Annotated in this window: 2 protein-coding genes; both read right to left on the reverse strand. The window is 64.4% G+C overall.

Features of this window, described 5'->3' with window-relative positions; all coding sequences use genetic code 11:
* Nucleotides 1–259 precede the first annotated feature (259 nt).
* A complete protein-coding gene (istB, locus tag B5X69_RS20610) occupies nt 260–1,069 on the reverse strand; it encodes an IS21-like element helper ATPase IstB (RefSeq protein ID WP_020818758.1) in 810 nt (269 codons plus the stop codon).
* A partial coding sequence (locus B5X69_RS20615; RefSeq protein WP_079640149.1) for a Mu transposase domain-containing protein occupies nt 1,069–2,126 on the reverse strand: 1,058 nt, incomplete at its 5' end. The genes B5X69_RS20615 and istB, both read right to left, overlap by 1 nt.

Raw genomic sequence — 2,126 nt, forward strand, 5'->3', positions numbered from 1 at the left:
TGTAGCGCGACGATTACGGAGTCCGGTCGGCGTCAATTTTGATGGCCGATAGGTGGCCGCGCCGGTTGGTGAATTCTGGCTACCATTTGCTGTTGCGAGGAGCAACCGTCGAGCGACAATTACGACGCTGGGTAATTGTCGCTGGCGCTGGCCGGAAGCGAGGGTTTGAAGCGCATGGGATGGTTGGCATGTAATTGCCGCTGGCGACAATTACCCGTTGCCTCAGCAAGGGTGCTCCCGAGCGCGAAGCCAGCGACAATTATGATGGCCGGTCCGGGGCGCCATTGGGCGGGTCGTAATCGCCGGCGTTGATGCGGGCGACGGCGGAACGCTTGCGGTAGCTTTCGCCGTTCATCTCGATGATGGTCGAGTGGTGCACGAGGCGGTCGATCGCGGCGACAGCCATGGCGGGATCAGGGAAGACGTTGTCCCATGCCGAAAATGGCTGGTTGGCGGTAATGGCGAGCGAGTGGCGTTCGTAGCGGTGGGCGATGAGCTCGAACAAGGCGCTGGTTTCGACCTGGTCCTTGCGGACGTAGGACAGATCGTCGAGCACGATGAGATCGAACTTGTCGAGCTTGTCGAGCATGGCGGGCAAGCTGAGGTCGCGGCGCGCGGACTGGAGCTTCTGGACCATGTCGGTGGTGGAGCAGAACAGGACGCGCCGCCCCGTGTCGATGAGGGCATGGCCAATGGCGGCAACTGCGTGCGTCTTGCCGGTCCCGCTCTGGCCGAACAGCAGCAGGTTGCCGCCGTTCTCGATCCAGTCGTCACCGGCGGCGAGGGACAAGAGGTGCGGTTTGCGGATGCCGGGGGCGGCGTCGAAATCGAAGGTGGCGAAGGTCTTGCCTGCGGGCAAGCCGGACTGGTCGCGATGGCGCTGGATGCGCCGGGAGGAGCGATCAGCCATCTCGATCTCGAGAAGCGAGGCCAGCAGGTTGGCGGCCGGCCAGCCATCGCGATCGGCGGTGTCGGTGAGGTGCTTCCAGTTGCGGTTGATGCTCGGCAGGCGCAAGGCCTTGAGCAGGGTAGGCAGTACGGCGGCGGCCTGATCCTTGGTGCGGGTCATCAGTGCACCTCCCCGCTGGCGATCAGGCTGTTGTAGCTGTGCAGATCGGGTGGCGGGATAGCGACATCGCGCTGCGATCTTGCGGTTGGCAGGAACTCGTCCCTGAGCGCATCGACATCGGGCAAGCGCCCGCTGTCGAGAGCCTCATCGATCCGCCGGGCCAGCACGTCGACACAGTCGCCCCTGGCGGCGATATCGAGCAGCGCGACGGCATCGCGGCAGGCCTGCCGTCCATCGAGTTGGGCATCGAAGGCTTGCCAGGCCCGCCGGTAGGCGTGATCGGGGAAGAGGGCTTCGCGGTAGACGAGGTTGCGCAGTGCACCGGGCTTGCGGCGCAGGTTACCGATCATGTGCCGGAAATCGATGCTATGCCCCCGGTGGGGATGACTGATCCGCACACGCGGCGTGGACATTACCCTGTCTGGACCGAGGAAGAGCTCGATGCGATCGTCAAAGAGATGCGCGTTGAGGCGCCGTCCGACGAGGCGGGAAGGCACCGAATAGGTAACCCGATCGATGGCGACGGTGCCGTTGCGGGTGACATCGACGGTGACCATGGCGAAATCGGTGGTTCGCCTTGCGGGCAGCGCCTTGAGTACCCTGCGTTCTGCATCGATGCGCGCAGCATGTCGCCGGTTCTGTCTGGCGACCTGCGCCTCAACGAACTCGCGCCAGGCCTCGATGCTAACGAAATCGCGGCTGCCCCGCCGGCGTAAGGCCTGATCGAGCCGTCGCTTGAGATGGGCATGGGGACCTTCGATCGATCCGTTCTCGTGCGCCTCGCCGCGGTTGTTGCGGGTAGCAAGCATGCCGTAATGACGACACAGCTCGTCATAGCTTCGGGTGAAATCCCGCTGCGCATCGGCGTTGAGGTTTTTGTAGGCGGCTGACAGGGAATCGCTGCGGTGTTCGGCCGGCGCACCGCCCAGCTTCCACAACGCATCCTGCAGGTGCTCCGAAAGGGCGGCAAAGCTCTCCCCGCCCAGCACGACAGCCGCATGCTCCCAGCCACTCGCCGCCAAGCGGAAGTGGTAGAGGCGATAGGCCAGGGTCTCGC

Origin of the sequence: Sphingopyxis flava (genome assembly GCF_900168005.1) — a bacterium.
GTDB lineage: Bacteria > Pseudomonadota > Alphaproteobacteria > Sphingomonadales > Sphingomonadaceae > Sphingopyxis > Sphingopyxis flava.